Below are 16,644 nucleotides of genomic sequence, written 5' to 3' on the forward strand. Positions count from 1 at the left end.
GTCTCACCCCTTCTCCACCTCGGTGATCCCGAGGTGCGCCCTTCGCACGGGCGGAGCGTGGTCCGACGGCGCTCCCACCCTCGCGTAGGGTGCTCACCTCACCCCCCGGCCTCGCGGACTCGCGCGGCCAGCACGAACCCTGGTACGGCCCTGCGCGACTCTCTCCGCACGACGTCCCTCGACGAGGAGGACTGCCCATGGCGCTCGGACGCCTCCTGCACCGGACCGGACGGTTCGCCGCGCGCCGCCGCGGTGTCGTCCTCGGGGTCTGGGCGGTCCTCCTCGTCCTCGGCGCGGTGCTCGGCGGCGCCGTCTTCGACAAGACCACCGACGTCGAGCCCGCGCCGCCCGGCAGCGCCTCCGCCCTCGCGGCCGAGCGCCTCGACGAGCTCTCGCCCGAGGGCGAGACCGTCGTCGCCGTCCTGTCCGGGCGCGACTACTTCTCCACGGAGCTGATCGCCCAGGCGAGCGACGTGATGCACTCCATCCGTGCGATGCCGGGCGTCGTCGAGGTGTTCGACGCCTACACCGGCGGCGGCCTCATCGCCGACGACGGCCAGGGCTCGCTCGTGATCGTCGAGCTCGACCCCGCGCTGTCCGACGACGACGCGCTCGCCCTGGCGCACCAGGTTGCCGACGCGCTCCACACCGTCGACACCCCCGAGGTCCTCGTCGGGGGCGCGCTCCTCGCGGAGGAGGCGTTCGTCGACCAGGCGATCACCGACGCCGCGGTGGGCGAGGGCGCCGCGATCGCCGTCCTGCTGATCGTGCTCGTCGTCGTCCTCGGCGGCCTGCGCGCGGGCCTGGTCCCGCTGCTCTCCGCGCTCGCCGCCATCGCGGTCGCCCTCCTCGTGCTGAGCGGCCTGCTGGGGGTCGTCCCCGTCAACGAGTTCGCCGTGAACGTCGTGACGCTGCTCGGCCTCGGGCTCACGGTCGACTACTCCCTGCTCGTCCTGGCGCGCTTCCGCGAGGAGCGTGCCGAGAACCCGGGCCTCCCGCTCGGCGAGCTCGTCGGGCGCACGCTCGCGACGGCCGGACGCGCCGTGCTCGCGTCGGGGCTCGCCGTCGCGATCGCCCTGACCGGCCTGCTCCTGCTCGGCGACTCGCTGCTCTCCGGCATGGCCGTCGGAGGCGCGATCGTCGTGCTCGTCGCGACCGCCGCCGGGCTCACGCTCGTGCCCGCGCTCGTCGCGACGTGGCACCGCGCCATCCCCGCCCCAGGCGCCCGCACCTGGTCCCACCCGTGGACCGGGCGTGGTGGCGCCGGGACGCTCGGCCGCCTCGCGCGCACCGCCCAGCGGCACGCCGTGCTCGTCACGCTCGGCGCGACGGCCCTCCTGCTCGCGCTCGCCGCGCCGCTCGGCTCGATGACGCTCGGCAGCTCCGAGGTCCACTCCCTGCCCGCCGACGCCGAGGCGCGGCTCGCCGCCGACGCGTCCACCTCGCGCTTCGCCGACCTCGGCGTCACCCCGATCACCGTGCTCGTCGAGGCGCCCCGCGGTGACGAGGCCGCGTCCGCCTACCTCGACCGCGTCGCGGCCCTGCCCGGCGTCGAGGACGCGATGCAGGACACCGACTACCCGCCCGAGGTCCTCGTCGTCGACGTCACCCCCGACGTCGGCGAGGGCGGCGACGCGACCGCCGCCGAGGCCCAGGACCTGCTGCGCGCGATCCGCGCGATCGACACCGGCGACCTCGACGTGCACGTCGCCGGCCCGGCCGCCGAGGTCGTCGACACCCAGGAGCACCTCGCGCAGCGCCTCCCGCTCGCCGCGGGCGTCGTCGTGCTCGCGACGTTCGCGCTCCTCTTCCTGCTCACCGGCTCGCTCGTCGTCCCGCTCAAGGCGCTCGTGCTCAACCTGCTCACGCTCGCCGCGACGCTCGGCGTGCTCGTCTCGGTGTTCCAGCACGGCGTCGGCGCCTCGCTCCTCGGGTTCGAGCCGTGGGGCGCGCTCGACGTCACGACGCCCCTGCTCATCGGCATGCTCGTGTTCGGCCTGTCCACCGACTACGAGGTGTTCCTCCTCGCGCGCACGTCCGAGGAGTGGCGCGCCCGCACGCCGGGGGAGGACCCGCGCGCCGCCAACGACCGGGCCGTGCTCCGCGGCATCACCGCGACCGGCCCGGTCGTCACGACGGCCGCCGTCGCCATCGGCATCGTGTTCCTCGGCTTCGCGGCGGGCGAGCTCGTCGCGATGAAGGAGGTCGGCGTCGGCATGGCCGTCGCCGTGCTGCTCGACGTGACCGTCGTGCGCGGGCTCCTGCTCCCGGCGACCATGACGCTTCTCGGGCGATGGAACTGGTGGCCGTCGTGGCGGGACGGTTCCGAGGGTTCAGCCCGGGCGAAGGCTCCGCGGGGGCGTGGCGGGTCTTCCATCCGCCGCTCGTCCTCGCCGCTCCCGGCTGAGCATTCATCGCCCACCACGACCCGCCACACCCCCGCTCCGCCCTCGCCCTCGTCTTCCGCCTCACCTTCCGGTCCGCCGAGGTAGAAAGCTGGTCAGGCGTCGCGCATGACCTCGGTGACGAAGCGGGCGGAGCGCTCGCGGAGGCCGTCGACGCGGAGCTCGACGAACAGCTCGCGCATCGACTCGTCGTCGCCGATCTCGCTGCGGGTCGGGGTGCGGCGCACGTTCTGCGAGCAGAGGAACTGCGTGCAGATGAGGGTGCCGACGGTGTTGCCGCGGCGCCCGGAGGCTCCGGCGCGACGGGCGACGTAGAGACTGACGTCGTCCGTCACGACGACGTCCTCGCACCACGCGCACACGGCACGCTTGCGCATGCCGCCCGTCTTGGCGTCCGTGGAGCGCAGCAGGATGCCGCGCGGCTCGCCGTCGACCACGACGACGGCGTACGCGAGCAGCGGCGCCTTGCGGTCGCGCCACCCGAGGTAGTCGAGGCGGTCCCAGTCGAGCGTGTCGAGGTCGGGGAGGGTCGCCTGCGCGGCCTCCCGCTTGGAGGCGTTGACGAACGACGCGCGGATCTGCTTCTCGGTCAGGGGGATCATGGGTTCACGGCTTCCGTGTCGGTACGGTCCCACCCTGCCCGACGGCGTGCTGCGGCGCAGTCGGTCGGCCGACGACGCGGGGTCGCGGTGGCCGCACGACGGCGCCGCCCGGTCGGGGCGGGGAAGGCGGGGATGACGGCATGCCCGCACCGTCGTCGGAACCCGCTGAGTGCTGAGCATCGGTCGTGCTGGGGTCCGTGCGGCGACGGACAGCCACCACTCGCACGAGGTGAGACGCCGGAGTCGACGTCGGGCCGAAGAGCTCAGCGGGTGACGGTGCGGGAGGGGAGAGCGCCCGAGCAGGCCGCCATGGCCACCTCGCAGCCTGCGGTGCCGTGCATCCGCGTCTCCTCGTCCCGTGCGGTGCGCCGTCCGGCGCGACCTGATCCGTGGTCGTGCCCGTCCGGCACGACGAACGGCTGCCCTCGGCAACCGTCACCTTCGATGGTGCGCCCCGCACACCGCCCCCGTCAACGTGATTCCGCTCGCGCGACGCCGTCCGGCCGCCGAGCCCGGGGTTCTTCCCCAGGGTGCGCCTCGCATGGGGAGCGACCCCGGGTTCGGCACCGCGGGCCGCGCCCGGTGACCTCTGGCGTCCGGAACGGGACGAAAGGCGTCCGGTTCGGACGGTCTCGGGCGCGAGACTCGGAGGCTCCGCCATCCGTCGTCGAGGAGGATCCTCCGTGCCCGTCGCGCCGTCACCGTCCGAGACCGCCGCACCGGTGGAGGAGCGCCTGGTGTCCGTCGAGGTGGTGGTGCCGTCCGGGGTCTTCTGGTCGGGGCGGGCGCGCAGCGTCACGGTGCCGTCGGTGTCCGGGACCCTGGGGATCCTCGCGCGGCACCAGCCCGTCGCGGCGACCTTGAAGGCCGGGCGCGTGCGGCTGCGCACGCCCGACAGCCCGACGGCGGAGCTGCGCATCGGCGGCGGCTTCGTCGTGGTCGACGACGACGAGGTGACGATCCTCGCCGACGACGCGACCTGGGTGCAGGCGCGGTAGCCCTACGCGGGGTCGGCCGTCGGGCCGAGCTGCACGACGACGATCCGGTGCCCGTCGGGGTCGTGGACGTGCGCGAACCGGTCCCCGGAGTCGGCGTCGGCGTCCGGCCCGACGAACGGCTCGACCCCCACGGCGGCGAGCCGCGCGAGGGTCGCGTCGAGGTCGTCGACGTAGAGCACGAGGTTCGGCAGCCCGTGGCGCACGAGGGGCGCGCCGCCCGCGGGGAGCGGGACGAGCCACAGCCCGGGCTCGTCGACGCGACCCGGTCCGACGTGCAGCAGCGGGAAGCCGTCCGTCTCGCCGCGGAACAGCGTCCCGAACCCGAACCCGTCCGCCCAGAACGCGGCGCTCGCGTCGAGGTCGTGGCACAGCAGGACGGTGCGGCCGATCGTCGTCGTCATGGGCCCGAGCCTAGGACGTCGGACGTGCCGCCCGACCGCCCGGGCGCGCGTGCGCCGTCGGGCATACCGTGGTGCGCATGACCAGCGACGGCGGCATCCGCAGGACGATCGGCGACCTCGTGGCGCAGGAGCGCGAGCTCCGCGAGCAGCTCGCGCACGGCGAGATCACCGGTGGGCAGGAGCACGAGCGGCTGCGCGCGATCGAGGTGGAGCTCGACCAGTGCTGGGACCTGCTGCGCCAGCGCGACGCGGCCCGCGAGTTCGAGAGCGACCCGGATGCCGCGACCGTGCGCGACCCCGGTACCGTGGAGGGGTACCTGGACTGACCCGCACCGAAGGAGCCCTTGTGAGCACGCAGGACACGCAGCAGATCCCCACCGGCACCGAGGGGCGCGACGTCGCGGACCGTGCGGGCGCCGTCGCCCGGTTCGTCGTCGCCTTCGCGCTGTTCGTGGGCGGGCTCGTGCTCATGGGCTCGGGCATGTCGGGTGTGGACGGCGGCGTGTGGCTGTTCGTCGGCGGCCTCGCCGCCTGCACGCTCGCGTTCGCCCTCCCGATGTCGGGCGCCGCGGAGCGCTGACCCACCCGCTGACGTAGTGCTCCGGTCACGCGAGGTAGTACCGGGTCAGGACCCCGGTACTACCTCGCGGACTGCGGTACTACTGCGCGAGGGTCGCGCGGACCGCAAGCGCCGCGGCGACGAGGTGCTCGAGGGACGGCACGGTCTCCTCGTAGCGGCGGGTCTTGAGGCCGCAGTCGGGGTTGACCCACACGACCGTCGGGTCGATCGACTTCACGGCGAGCTCCAGCAGCTCCGTGACCTCCTCGGCGGAGGGCACGCGCGGGCTGTGGATGTCGTAGACGCCCGGCCCGATGCCGCGCGCGTACCCGGCGTCGCGCAGCTCCGGCACGATCTCCATGCGCGAGCGCGCCGCCTCGACCGACGTCACGTCGGCGTCGAGGCCGTCGATCGCGCCGATGACCTCGCCGAACTCCGAGTAGCACAGGTGCGTGTGGATCTGCGTCGCCGCCTCCACGCCGGACGTCGCGAGCCGGAACGAGCCGACCGACCAGTCGAGGTACGCGGGCTGGTCGGCCTTGCGCAGCGGCAGCAGCTCGCGCAGCGCGGGCTCGTCGACCTGCACGATCCCGATGCCCGCGGCCTCCAGGTCCGCGATCTCGTCGCGCAGCGCGAGGCCCACCTGGTTCGCGGTGTCGCCGAGCGGCTGGTCGTCGCGCACGAACGACCACGCGAGGATCGTCACCGGTCCGGTGAGCATGCCCTTGACGGGCTTCTCGGTGAGCGATGCCGTGTACGACGACCACTCGACCGTGATCGGCGCCGGGCGCGTCACGTCGCCCCACAGGATCGGCGGGCGCACGCAGCGCGACCCGTACGACTGCACCCAGCCGTTCGCCGTGACCGCGAACCCGTCGAGGTGCTCCGCGAAGTACTGCACCATGTCGTTGCGCTCGGGCTCGCCGTGCACGAGCACGTCGAGGCCCAGCTCCTCCTGGAGCGCGACCACGCGCGCGATCTCCTCGCGCATCGCGGTCGTGTAGTCCGCGTCCGCGAGCTCGCCCTTCGTCCACAGCGCGCGGGCGCGGCGGATCTCCGGGGTCTGCGGGAACGAGCCGATCGTCGTCGTGGGCAGCGGCGGCAGGTTGAGGCGCTCCTGCTGCGCGGCCGCGCGCTCGGCGTACGCGCCGCGCGCGAAGTCCGCCTCAGTCAGCGCGGCGGCGCGCTCGCGCACCGCCGGCACGACGACGCCGGTCGCCGCGACGCGTGACGCCACCGCCGCGCGGGACGCCTCGATCTCCGCCGCGACGGCGTCGCGACCCTCGGTCAGCGCGCGGGCGAGCGTCGCGACCTCGCCGACCTTCTGGTCCGCGAACGCGAGCCAGTCGCGCAGGCGCGGGTCGAGCGTCGTGCCCGACGCCGTCCCCGCCTCGGCGAACGTCTCGTCCTCCACGTCGTGCGGCACGTGCAGCAGCGACGTCGACGTCCCGACGACGACCGCGCCCGCACCCAGGCCCTCGACGGCCTCGACGACCTCGAGCTTCGCCGCGAGGTCCGCGCGCCACACGTTGTGCCCGTCGATCACGCCCGTGACGAGCGTCTTGCTCGCGAGACCGGGGACGCCGCCGTCGGCCGCCGTCGGGACGGCGCCCTTGACGAGGTCGATCGCGATCGCCTCCACGTCGGTGCCCGCGAGGAGCGCAAGCCCGTCCCGCGCGTCGTCGCCGTCGGTCTCGGGCCTGGCCTGCAGCCCGCCGAACGGCGTGGCGACGAGGATCGCGGGCCGCGCGTCCTTGGCCGAACCCGGGATCTCTCCCGACCCGGAGGTCTCCGTGGGGAGCGACCCCGGGTTCGGCACCGGGCGGAGGTCGGTCGCGAGGGTGCGGTAGGCCGACTCCACCGCTGCCGCGAGCTCCGTGAACGGCACGTCGACCGAGTCGGTGACGAGGATCGGCTCGTCGAGCTGGACCCACGGGGCGCCGGCCGCGGCGAGCGCGCGCAGCAGGTCGGCGTAGGCGGCGACGACGTCGTCCAGGCGGTCGAGCGGCGAGTAGCCCGCGGGGGCGTCGTCGGCGGCCTTGGAGAGCGCGAGGAACGTCACCGGCCCGACGACGACGGGCCGCGTCACGACGCCCGCCTCCTTCGCCTCGACGAACTCGCGCACGACGCGGTCGTCGACGAACCGGATCGGGGTGTCCGGGCCGATCTCGGGCACGAGGTAGTGGTAGTTCGTGTCGAACCACTTGGTCATCTCGAGCGGGGCGTCGTCGCCCTGGCCGCGCGCGACGGTGAAGTAGCCCGCGAGGTCGAGGCGACCGGTGCCGTCCTGGCCGGTGCCGAGGAGCGACGCGAACCGCGACGGGACCGCCCCGAGGGAGGCGGCGACGTCGAGCACCTGGTCGTAGAAGGAGAACGAGCCGGGGACCGACGCGTCGTCGGCACCGAGGCCGAGTTCGACGAGCCGGCGCACGGTCGCGAGGCGCAGCTCGCGGGCCGTGGCCTCGAGCTCGTCGGCGCTCGTGCGCCCGGCCCAGAACGCCTCGACGGCCTTCTTGAGCTCGCGGCGACGCCCGATGCGGGGGTAGCCGAGGACGATACCGACAGGGAGATCGGCTCGCGAAGCGGCCTGAATCTGGGTAGGGGAGGGTACGGAAGTGGCCATGATCGAAACCTCTTGCTGGTCCGGAGGACCGGTCAGACGGGCGTGCCGTGCGTGGCGGCGCTCGTCGTGGGCAGGGAGGTGCCGGTGACCCACGGCCCGCTGGCCAGGTCCGGGACGAGCGGGGCGGCGGCAGCGCTGGCGCTGCCTCCCGTCCCGGCCGACCCGCCGCCGAGGTGGACACCCTCGAGCAGGTCAAGAGCGGCGCGGTGCTTGTTGAACGTGTACACGTGCAGACCGGGCGCACCCGCGTCGAGGACGCGCTGCGCGAGGTCGACCGAGTACGCGATCCCGTAGGCGTGCTGCGCCTCCGGGTCGGGCAGGGCGTCGAGCGCGTCCAGCAGGTGCTGGGGCGCGCGCACGCCCGTGAGCTCCTCGACGCGGCGGAGCCGCGCGGGCTCCGTCGTGGGCAGCAGCCCGGCGAGGATGGGGATCGTCACGCCGGCCGCGCGGGCCTCGGCGACGAAGTCGGTGTACGACGACGCGTCGTAGAACAGCTGCGTGATCGCGAAGCTCGCGCCGGCCTGCTGCTTCTGCCACAGGCGGCGCACCTCCTGCGTGCGCGTCGTGCCGGCGGCGGGGTTGCCGTCGCAGAACGTCGCGACGGCGATCGTCAACGGGCGCGCCGCGCCGCGCAGCGCCGCGGCCGGGTCGGCCGCGCAGCGCGACGCCTCGACCTCGCGGAGCAGCGCGACGAGCTCGGTCGACGACCGCACGCCGTCGGGCGCGGGCTGCCAGTCCGGCTGGTCGCGCGGCGGGTCGCCCCGCAGCGCGAGGAAGCTCCGCACGCCCTCGTCGAGGAAGTCGGAGATGACCTCCTCGACGTCCTCGCGCGACGCCCCCACGCACGTGAGGTGCGCGATCGGCAGGACCGGCGTGCCCTGGAGCAGACGGCCGACGACCTGGCGCGCGGTCGCGCGGTCGGTCCCGGCGGCGCCGTACGTCACGGAGACGAAGTCGGGGTGCGTCGCGACGAGTCGCCGTGCCGTCTCCCAGAACTTCGGCGCCGCGTCCGGGCGGCGCGGGGGCATGAGCTCGAACGAGACCGTCGGCCGTGCCGCCCCGCCGTGGGCCTGCCCGACGGCGTCCGCGACGCTCACGACGTCGCCTCGTCCGGGGTGCGTGCGTGCGCGACCGCCGTCGGGCACGGGCTGCCCGGACGGTGCGCGAAGGATGCCTCTGAGACCATTAGTCGCTCCATCGACCCTGGCGTTAGCACCTTTGTCCTCGGGAGGCTTCCGTCGGCGGGTTGCTGCGGTGTCGTCGAGCCAGGACTCTCGACCGCTCTGGATGGTTGCCACGATCCTACGACCCATCCGACATGCGGTCGAGCGCGCCCGCCAGGTGAGACGCACGGAGCGCGTGTCGGCACGACCCCCGAGCGATGGCCCCCGTCTAGGGTGAGGCGCGCCCCTCCGACCGACACCGAGCCCAGGAGCCCAGCCGTGTACGCCACCCCGACCCGCCCGATGACGCAGGACGAGCTCGACCGGATCTGCCGGGTGTGGGCCGACTGCGGCAGCGACGACCCCACCGACCGGTGGCTCGAGCTGTGGGACGGCGGCGACGCCGACGACCACCCGGAGCAGCGCGACGCGATCGTCGCGATCGCGCGGGAGGTCGGGCTGGAGGCCGCGGTCGAGGACGGCGTCCTGCGCGTGCAGAAGACGCAGCAGCTCCACGACGAGATCGGCGCGCGCTGGATCTGACCGGGTCAGGGCTCCTGCGCTGCAGATCTCACGCCTTCTCCGCGACAGCTTTCAGGCCCCACGCCGTCGTCAGCGGCGGCGGAGCTCCGGGACGTGCAGACGCCGGAGGAACCGGTCGGTGCGCAGGGGCGGGCCGTGGCGGTCGAGGAGCGACACGACGACGACGGTCGCGGTCGCGAGGGGGATGGTCCAGGCCGCGGGCTGGGCGAGCAGGGCGCGCACGACGCCGGGGACGCCGTCCGCCGTCGTGCCGGACGAGCCCGTCCCGTAGCCCGCGGCGACGAGCGCGGACGAGGCGAGCAGCGCCGTCGCGCACAGGACGGACCCCACGACCATCCCCGCCACCGCGCCGCGCGCGGTGAGGCGGCGCCACCACACGCCGAGCAGGATCACGGGCGACAGCGCGGAGGCGGCGAACACGAACACCGTCCCGACGCTCGTCACGAGGCCCTGCGGGATGGTGACGAGCGCGAACGCGAGCGGGATGAGCGTGCACGCGACCGCGGACCAGCGGAACGACCGCACGGTCCCGCCGAACAGGTCCTGGCTCACGACGCCGGCGAGCGCCACGACCAGCCCCGACGACGTGCCGAGGAACGCGGCGAACGCCCCGGCGACGACGAGCGCGGCGAGCAGCTCGCCGCCGAGGCCGGGCACGAGGCGGGTCGGCAGGGTGAGGACCACGGTGTCGGCGACGCCGGGCGCCGCGAGGTCGGGCGCGACGACCCGCGCGACGAGCCCGAGCGTGCTGGACACCATGTAGAACACGCTGATCATGACGAGCACGACGACGGTCGTGCGGCGCGCGGAGCCGCCGTCGGGCGACGTGTAGAAGCGCACGAGGACGTGCGGCAGGCCGGTCGTGCCGAGCAGCAGCGCGAGCAGGAGCGACACCGTCGCGTAGGCGTCGAGGCCGCCGGGACCGGCGTCGTGCGGGAACACGGCGGCGGGGTCGAACGTGACGATCGCGCCGCCAGGCTCGAACGCCCCGCCGAGCGCCATGAGGACGAACACGAGGGGCAGCGCGAGCGCCGTGAGCTTGACCCAGAACTGGAACGCCTGGACGAACGTGATGGAGCGCATGCCGCCCGCCGCGACGACCGCGCTCACGACGACCGCGATCCCGACCGACCCGACCCACGGCGGGACGGGCGCGGCGCTCGTGATGACGAGCGCCGCGCCGTGGAGCTGCGGCACGACGTACAGCCACCCGATGACGAGCACGAGCACGCTGGTGACGCGGCGCGCGACGACGGAGTCGAGCCGGGCGTGGACGAAGTCGGGGATCGTGTACGCACCGCTGCGGCGGAGCGGGCCCGCGACGAACAGCAGGACGAGCAGGTACCCGGCCGCGTACCCGACGGGGAACCAGAACGCCTCGGCGCCGGAGAGCAGCACGAGCCCCGAGAGGCCGAGGAACGTGCCCGCGGACAGGTACTCGCCGCTGATCGCCGACGCGTTCCACACCGGCCGGACCGTGCGCGACGCGACGAAGAAGTCGCTCGTGGTGCGCGAGATGCGCAGGCCGTAGAACCCGATGAGCCCGGTCGCGAGCAGGAGCAGCCCGATCGCGACGAGGGGCAACGCGCTCACGGGACGCCGCCGTCGTCGGGTCCTGCCTCCGCCGGGCCGGCCTCGGTGGCCCCGACCGATCCCTCGGCGAGCGCGCGGTACCGGCGCTCGTTGCGCGCCGCCGCGACGGCGAACACGACCGCGAACGCGACGATCACCGGGTAGAAGCCGTACGCGTGCACGAGCCACGGGAGCGGGACGCCGAGGATCACCACCGCGTCCAGCGCGGGCACCGCGCTCATCGTCACCGTGAGCAGCGCGACGACCGCGAGGAACGAGACGACGCACGCGAGCCCGAGCCGGAGCTGGGCCCGCACGAGGCCGCGCGTGTAGTGGGCCGCGGCGTCGTCGGGTTCGTCGGGACGACCTCGCGGGGCGCCCGACGGCGAACCACCGGCCGGGGCGTCGGGCCGTGGGTCCGTCGACCGGACGCGCACGCGTCCCCGACCGAGCGCTGCGTCGGCGTCCGAGTGCTGCGTCCCGGGACGCAGCACTGGAGCGGGGACGCATCCGTCGGCGGGCGGGGTCGGGGCCGACGACGGGTCCGGGTCGCTCACGACGGACCCCGGTGCGGGCCGAGCAGCGCCTCGCGCACCGCCGGGACCATGCGGCGGCTCACCGGGACCTCGTGGCCCGCGACGACGAGCGCGGGCTGCGCCCCGCCGAACCGCGCCGCGGTCACGGCCGCGCGGTCCACGAGGTACGACCGGTGCACGCGCAGGAAGCCGGCCGGGGCCCACCGCTCCTCCAGGTCGGACAGCGGCTCGCGCACGAGGAACTGCTCGGCGTCCGTCACGAGGCGCGAGTAGTCGCCCTGCGCCTGCACCCACCGCACCGCGCTGCGGCGGACGAGGCGCGTCGTCGTCCCGACCGTCACGACGAGCGTCTCGTCCTCCGGCGCCTCGCGCCCCGGGGTGGCAGGTGGGGCGGCGGCGCTCGCGGACGGTGACCCTCCGCCGTCGGGCATGCCCCAGGCCCCGACGCCGACCCCGGCGCCGCGCCCGGCGCGGTCCGTGACGCGCTCCACGACCCGGTCGACGGCGCGGGTCAGGCGCTCGCGCCGCACAGGTTTGAGCACGTAGTCGACGGCCTCGACGTCGAACGCCTCGAGCGCGCGGGCCTCGTCGGCGGTGACGAACACGACGGCGGGCCGGTCGGCGAAGCGGGACAGCGCGCGGGCGAGGTCGAGGCCGGTCAGCCCGGGCATGTGGATGTCGAGGAACGCCGCGTCGACCGTGCGCGAGGAGAGCTCGCGCAGCGCCTCCGAGCCGGTCGCGACGCCGAGCACGGTCCGCACGCGCGGGTCGCGCCGCAGCAGGGCGACGAGCTCGTCGAGCACGGGCCGCTCGTCGTCGGCGACGAGCACGTCGAGCCCGACGGCGGCCGGGTCCTCGGGCGCCGGGCCGGGGGTCGGGTCGGTGCCGGTCACGGCACGCTCACCTCCGTCTCGTGCAGGGGCTGGGAGCGGGGCACGCGCAGGCGCACGAGCGTTCCGGAGCCGGGGGCGGTCTCGATGTCGAGCGCGTGGTCGTCGCCGTAGAGCTGGCGCACGCGCCGGTCGACGTTGCGCAGGCCTACGTGCTCGCTCCCGCGCGAGGTGAGGAGCTCGCGCACGACGGCCGGGTCCATGCCGACGCCGTCGTCCTCGACGGTGATCTCCGTCTGGGTGCCCTCGTCGCGTGCGGTGATGACGATCGTCCCGCCGCGCTCCTGGGGCTCCAGCCCGTGCCGGACCGCGTTCTCGACGAGCGGCTGCACCGACAGGAACGGGATGACGGTGGTCAGCGACTCGGGCGCGATCTGCAGGGTCACGGCGAGACGCTCGCCGAACCGGGCGCGTTCCAGCTCGACGTAGGAGTGGATGGAGCGCAGCTCGTCCGCGAGCGTCGTGAAGTCGCCGCGGCCGCGGAACGAGTAGCGCGTGAAGTCGGCGAAGTCGAGCACGAGGTCGCGCGCCCGTTCCGGGTCCGTGCTGATGAACGACGCGATGGCGCCGAGCGCGTTGTAGACGAAGTGGGGGCTGATCTGGGCGCGCAGCGCGCGGAGCTCGGCCTGCGCGAGCGCGGTGCGCGACGCCTCCAGCTCGCCGAGCTCGAGCTGGGCCGAGCACCACTGCGCGACCTCGCCCGTCGCGCGCACGAGCGGCGGGCGGACCGTGCCGGCGAACGCGACGACGACGCCCGCGACGCGACCGCCCGCGACGACCGGCGCCCCGACGGCGTCCGCGACGTCGCCGCCCGCCTCGTCGCCGTTCTTGTGGTCCCGGCTCTCGACGTGGCGGCGACCGGTGGCGAGCACGCGCTCGGCGACCCGGCGCGCGTCGGGCTCGAGCGTCGTGCTGCCGTCGAGCGCGACGGCTCCCTCGGCGGTGACCACCGCGAGCGCGTCCGCGCCGAGGAGCTGGCGCAGCGAGCGGGCCGCACGGCCGACGTCGTCGCCGTCGAGCCCGCCCCGCAGGTGCGTCGCCGCGCGCGACGCGAGGTGCAGGGTGCGGAACGTCGCGCGGTCCGAGTCGCTCCCGAGCTCGCGCGACCCGCGCGCGAGCCGCCACGCGAGCACGAGCCCGAGGGTGAGCAGCACGCCCACGACGAGACCGGCGACGGCGCCGGCGAACACGGGCCCGGACATGCAGCGATCGTAACCAGCGTCACGCACCGCCCTGTGGCCCCCGAAGGTAAGGTGAGGCAACCCTACGGAAGACGAAGGAACCCCCTGTGCCGATCTCCCGGACCTCATCGTCCAGCCTCCGCGGACGCCGCGGCGCCCTCGCCGGTGCGCTCGTGCTCGCCTCCGCCCTGCTCGCCGCGTGCTCGTCCGCGCCGGAACCCGCGCCGACCGCGACGGAGGCCGCCACCGCCGCGGGGTACGCCGTCGAGCACGCGCGCGGGACCGCCGAGCTCGCGGCGGCGCCGCAGCGCGTCGTGACGCTGGAGCCCGTGGAGACGGACACCGCCGTCGCGCTCGGCGTCGTCCCGGTGGGAGCGGCCGTGCTCAGCGTCGAGGCCGGCGTGCCGGCCTACCTCGGCGAGGAGGCGCAGGCGATCGAGGTCGTGGGCACGGTGCCCGAGCCGAGCCTCGAGGCCATCGCCGCGCTCGAGCCGGACCTCATCCTCGGCACGGAGTCGCGCCACGCCGACCTCTACGACCAGCTCGCGGGCATCGCGCCGACGGTGTTCATGGCGACGCAGACCGACCCCTGGCAGGAGAACGTGCTGCTCGTGGGTCGTGCGCTCGGCCGGGAGACCGACGCCCAGGCCCTGCTGGACGCCTACGACGCGCGGTGCGCCCAGCTCCAGGAGGACTACGACGTCAGCGGGACGGCGCAGCTCCTGCGCCCGCGCGACGGCATCGTGTCCGCCTACGGGCCGCGGTCGTTCGCGGGCAGCACGCTCGAGTGCGTCGGGTTCTCGACGCCGGAGCAGGACTGGGGCGAGGACATCTCGGTCGACCTCTCGCCCGAGCGCGTGACCGAGGCCGCCGCCGACCTGGTCCTCGTCTCGGCCGCCGACCCCGCCGACCCTGCTGCGGTCCCGGCCGAGATCCCGCTCAGCGCGGGGTCGTTCCCCGACGTGCGCGTCGTCGACCAGTCGTACTGGATCAGCGGTGTCGGCCCGCTCGGTGGTCAGGCCGTGCTCGACGACGTCGAGCAGTTCCTCCAGGACCGTGCCGGGTCCTGACCGGCCGGCCGGGCCCCCGGTCACGGTCGGGAGCCCGGCCGGGAGCGCGGTCGGGGGCGAGGCCGGCTGCCGGTTCCACCGGTCGCCCAACGTCCTCTTCCCGACGACGGTCGCGCGCGTGCACGACGTCGGACCGCGCCTGGTGCGCGTGACCCTCGCCGGCCCGGACCTGGCGGGGTGCGCCGACGTCGGGCTCGACCAGCGCGTGAAGATCCTGCTGCCCGGGCCGGGGACGGACCTGCTCGCGCGGCGTGCGGGGCTCGCGGGCGAGAGCGCGTGGCGGCGCGAGTGGTCCGCGCTCGACGACGACGTACGGCCGGCGATGCGCTCGTACACGCCCGTGGCCGTGCGGCCGCAGGTCGCCGAGGTGGACCTCGACCTGTACCTGCACGAGCCCGCGGGACCGGCGAGCGCGTGGGCCCGCCGCGTGGCGCCCGGGGACCGGGTGCTGCTCTCGGCGCCGCACGCGCGGTTCGGCGTGACCGACCACGGCACGCAGTGGGACCCGGGGCCCGCCGTCGGGCACGTGCTCCTCGTGGCCGACGAGACGTCCGCGCCCGCGGTACGCGGGATCCTCGCGAGCCTCGGCCCCGACGTGCGGGCGCACGTGCTCGTCGAGGCCGACGACCCGGCGGACGCCCCGCTCGGGGACGCGCCCGAGACCGTGCGCGTCGAGCACGTGCCGCGGCAGCAGCGCGGGCGCGAGCGGGCCGTGCTGGGCGCGGTCCGGGACTGGGCCGCGGAGCACGGGCTGTCTGCGGCCGAGGCGGGCACCGGCTTCTACGCGTGGTGCGCGACGGAGAGCGCGACCGTCGCGCAGGTCCGCGCCGAGCTCGTGGCGGCGGGGATCGAGAGGTCGCGCGTGCACGCGCAGGGCTACTGGCACGACCGGTCCCAGCGTGCCCTCGCGCCGCTCAGACGATGATCGCGACCACGACGACGAACAGCACCACGAGGACGAGGAGCGTGCCGAGCCCGACCAGCAGGGCGAGCGCGACCGGGTGGGCCTGCGGCCAGGGCACGAGCCGCCGGTCGAACGCGCGGAGCTGCGCCGGCGTGACCGGCTGGTGCCAGGGCGTGAGCGGGACGCCGCGGCGCGCGAGGTCGAGCGCGACGGTCGAGAGCTGGTCGCGGTCCCACATCTGCCCGACGAGCAGGAGCAGCCGCTTCGTCGGGGCGACGACGATGAGATGGTGCGTCGCCTCGGCCATGCCGAACGCCATGCGGTCCACGGTGACGACGCGGTCGACGTCCGCGACCGTGAACCGCTTCGTCCGGCCCCAGCCGTGCACGGTGTACGTTCCGTCGCCCAGGACGATCCGCGCGCGGTCGACCATGCGACGCCCGATCGCGTACGTCAGCGGGATCATGGACAGCGCGAAGGCGAGGAACCCGACGGCGAGCGCCAGGTTCCCGCTCGTGATCGCCGCCGGGAGCTGCGCGAGACCCACGAGCGGCGCGAGGATCGAGATCAGCGCCATGTTGGAGCGCAGCACCTGACGCTTCGCGGCGTCGCCCATGGCCAGCTCGATCAGGGGCGGGGCCGTCGCGCGCCCGGCGGTCGGCTCAGCCACGGCGGAAGAGCTTTCGCCCGGTGGCCGGGTGCAGGGGCGACCCGGCGGGGATCTCGACGGCGTTCGCCCAGACCGGGACGTCGTCGGGGCGCAGCGCCCCGGCGCGGACGGCGCGGTCGCGCAGACCGCGCGCGACGGCGGCGAGGCTCTCGCGGCACGAGAACGCGCCGTCGACGAGGGACAGGGCGACGGCCGTGGCGGGGGCCTGACCCGTTCCCGGGTCGAGGCGCCCGACCGTCGCGACGGCCTTGCCGTGCGAGACGAACGCCGTCGCGCGCGGGGTGACCCAGCGCAGCACGTCGAGGTCGTCGAGGAAGAAGGCGCGACCGGCGCCCCCGATCTCCCACAGCGCCGCACCGCCCTGGTGGGCGGCGTCCGAGGCGCGACGCTTCCAGCGCTGGGCGCCGAACGCCTCGGCGACCCACCCGGCCGCGGTCGACGGGTCGGTCGCGAGCACGACCGAGACGGTGGGGATCTGACCCCGCGGCGGGTCGAGCGTGATGGGGACGGGAGGGCGAGCCACGCCC

At 75.1% G+C, this 16,644-nt stretch carries 17 protein-coding genes and 1 riboswitch; of the genes, 7 read left to right on the top strand and 10 right to left on the bottom strand.

All coding sequences use genetic code 11. The features are described 5' to 3' along the window. Nucleotides 1-197 precede the first annotated feature (197 nt). The gene (locus NF338_RS01105) at nt 198-2,492 is read left to right on the top strand and encodes an MMPL family transporter (protein WP_264029085.1); all 2,295 of its coding nucleotides are present in this window, start codon (nt 198-200) and stop codon (nt 2,490-2,492) included. Nucleotides 2,493-2,500: 8 nt separating this feature from the next. Here NF338_RS01105 and NF338_RS01110 read toward each other — a convergent pair whose 3' ends face one another. Continuing rightward, the gene (locus tag NF338_RS01110) at nt 2,501-3,007 is read right to left on the bottom strand and encodes an FBP domain-containing protein (protein ID WP_087470339.1); all 507 of its coding nucleotides are present in this window, start codon (nt 3,005-3,007) and stop codon (nt 2,501-2,503) included. A gap of 683 nt (nt 3,008-3,690) precedes the next feature. Between NF338_RS01110 and atpC the strand changes: the two genes are divergently transcribed. Then, on the top strand, nt 3,691-4,005 hold the full coding sequence (gene atpC / locus NF338_RS01115; RefSeq protein ID WP_264029086.1) for an ATP synthase F1 subunit epsilon: 315 nt from the start codon (nt 3,691-3,693) through the stop codon (nt 4,003-4,005). 2 nt (nt 4,006-4,007) lie between these two features. Here atpC and NF338_RS01120 read toward each other — a convergent pair whose 3' ends face one another. Beyond that, nucleotides 4,008-4,406, bottom strand: a complete 399-nt coding sequence (locus tag NF338_RS01120; RefSeq protein ID WP_264029087.1) for a VOC family protein — start codon at nt 4,404-4,406, stop codon at nt 4,008-4,010. 77 nt (nt 4,407-4,483) lie between these two features. On the opposite strand from NF338_RS01120, the gene NF338_RS01125 reads away from it, so the two are divergent. Both NF338_RS01125 and NF338_RS01130 read left to right on the top strand, forming a co-directional pair. Continuing rightward, a complete protein-coding gene (locus NF338_RS01125) occupies nt 4,484-4,732 on the top strand; it encodes a DUF2630 family protein (RefSeq protein WP_264029088.1) in 249 nt (82 codons plus the stop codon). Between the two features lie 20 nt (nt 4,733-4,752). Further along, a complete protein-coding gene (locus NF338_RS01130) occupies nt 4,753-4,986 on the top strand; it encodes a hypothetical protein (protein WP_239576567.1) in 234 nt (77 codons plus the stop codon). Nucleotides 4,987-5,065: 79 nt separating this feature from the next. Here NF338_RS01130 and metE read toward each other — a convergent pair whose 3' ends face one another. Both metE and NF338_RS01140 read right to left on the bottom strand, forming a co-directional pair. Continuing rightward, the gene (gene metE, locus NF338_RS01135; protein ID WP_264029089.1) at nt 5,066-7,588 is read right to left on the bottom strand and encodes a 5-methyltetrahydropteroyltriglutamate--homocysteine S-methyltransferase; all 2,523 of its coding nucleotides are present in this window, start codon (nt 7,586-7,588) and stop codon (nt 5,066-5,068) included. A gap of 32 nt (nt 7,589-7,620) precedes the next feature. After that, on the bottom strand, nt 7,621-8,616 hold the full coding sequence (locus NF338_RS01140; protein ID WP_087472612.1) for a methylenetetrahydrofolate reductase: 996 nt from the start codon (nt 8,614-8,616) through the stop codon (nt 7,621-7,623). A 163-nt stretch (nt 8,617-8,779) separates the two neighbouring features. After that, a riboswitch (SAM riboswitch) is annotated at nt 8,780-8,882 on the bottom strand. A 148-nt stretch (nt 8,883-9,030) separates the two neighbouring features. Here NF338_RS01140 and NF338_RS01145 point away from each other — a divergent pair. Continuing rightward, complete coding sequence (locus tag NF338_RS01145; RefSeq protein ID WP_087470335.1) at nt 9,031-9,294, top strand: hypothetical protein; 264 nt, start codon at nt 9,031-9,033, stop codon at nt 9,292-9,294. A 69-nt stretch (nt 9,295-9,363) separates the two neighbouring features. Here the strand turns inward: NF338_RS01145 and NF338_RS01150 are convergent, their stop codons facing one another. From NF338_RS01150 to NF338_RS01165, 4 genes are read right to left on the bottom strand one after another with little or no spacing between them, the layout of a single operon-like run. Further along, a complete protein-coding gene (locus NF338_RS01150; RefSeq protein ID WP_264029090.1) occupies nt 9,364-10,887 on the bottom strand; it encodes a cation acetate symporter in 1,524 nt (507 codons plus the stop codon). Then, entirely contained in the window at nt 10,884-11,423 is a 540-nt protein-coding gene (locus NF338_RS01155; protein WP_264029091.1) for a hypothetical protein, read from the bottom strand. Before NF338_RS01155 ends, NF338_RS01150 begins: the two co-directional genes overlap by 4 nt. Further along, entirely contained in the window at nt 11,420-12,295 is an 876-nt protein-coding gene (locus tag NF338_RS01160; protein WP_264029092.1) for a LytR/AlgR family response regulator transcription factor, read from the bottom strand. The genes NF338_RS01155 and NF338_RS01160 overlap by 4 nt, the downstream gene beginning before the upstream one ends. After that, a complete protein-coding gene (locus NF338_RS01165; RefSeq protein WP_264029093.1) occupies nt 12,292-13,494 on the bottom strand; it encodes a sensor histidine kinase in 1,203 nt (400 codons plus the stop codon). The genes NF338_RS01160 and NF338_RS01165 overlap by 4 nt, the downstream gene beginning before the upstream one ends. Nucleotides 13,495-13,580: 86 nt before the next feature. Here NF338_RS01165 and NF338_RS01170 point away from each other — a divergent pair, with 86 nt between their 5' ends. Next, nucleotides 13,581-14,543: an iron-siderophore ABC transporter substrate-binding protein gene (locus NF338_RS01170; protein ID WP_264029094.1), complete on the top strand. Its 963-nt coding sequence runs from the start codon at nt 13,581-13,583 to the stop codon at nt 14,541-14,543. 118 nt (nt 14,544-14,661) lie between these two features. Then, on the top strand, nt 14,662-15,468 hold the full coding sequence (locus tag NF338_RS01175; RefSeq protein WP_264029095.1) for a siderophore-interacting protein: 807 nt from the start codon (nt 14,662-14,664) through the stop codon (nt 15,466-15,468). On the opposite strand, the gene NF338_RS01180 is transcribed toward NF338_RS01175, so the two are convergent. Both NF338_RS01180 and NF338_RS01185 read right to left on the bottom strand, forming a co-directional pair. Next, complete coding sequence (locus tag NF338_RS01180; RefSeq protein ID WP_264029096.1) at nt 15,458-16,117, bottom strand: hypothetical protein; 660 nt, start codon at nt 16,115-16,117, stop codon at nt 15,458-15,460. The genes NF338_RS01175 and NF338_RS01180 overlap by 11 nt on opposite strands. Then, a complete protein-coding gene (locus NF338_RS01185; RefSeq protein ID WP_264029097.1) occupies nt 16,110-16,640 on the bottom strand; it encodes a hypothetical protein in 531 nt (176 codons plus the stop codon). Before NF338_RS01185 ends, NF338_RS01180 begins: the two co-directional genes overlap by 8 nt. Nucleotides 16,641-16,644 lie beyond the last annotated feature (4 nt).

It is taken from the genome of Cellulosimicrobium sp. SH8 (assembly GCF_025818875.1).
Taxonomy (GTDB): Bacteria; Actinomycetota; Actinomycetes; order Actinomycetales; family Cellulomonadaceae; genus Cellulosimicrobium; species Cellulosimicrobium cellulans_D.